General features: G+C 43.1%; 1 rRNA gene. It reads right to left on the bottom strand.

Going from position 1 to position 255, the window contains the following annotated elements:
* Nucleotides 1-96: ribosomal RNA gene (locus KFE26_RS23895) — 23S ribosomal RNA — on the bottom strand; the annotation flags it as partial.
* Nucleotides 97-255: the final 159 nt, after the last annotated feature.

The raw sequence follows: 255 nt of genomic DNA, 5'->3' as shown, positions 1-255 counted from the left end.
CTTGTTACTAGCTCGCCAACGCTTTTCGCAAGTTACTACGTCCTTCATCGCCTCTGACTGCCAAGGCATCCACCGTATACGCTTAGTCGCTTAACCATACAACCCAAATGAGTTTCACTCACCTGCGCCGCATTGCGACCAGCTTGGTTTTACTTGTCTCACTTCTGACCAAAGAAGTGGACGCGCCTTAGACGTAAACTATTCAATAAAGAATAATTTACTATTGAATATTCAAGACACTTAATAAAGTGTTTG

The sequence above is a fragment of the Shewanella sp. M16 genome (assembly GCF_018224605.1).
Lineage (GTDB): Bacteria > Pseudomonadota > Gammaproteobacteria > Enterobacterales > Shewanellaceae > Shewanella > Shewanella oncorhynchi.
Note: the sequence above shows the minus strand (reverse complement) of the source record. Positions and strands in the feature narration are given on the sequence as shown.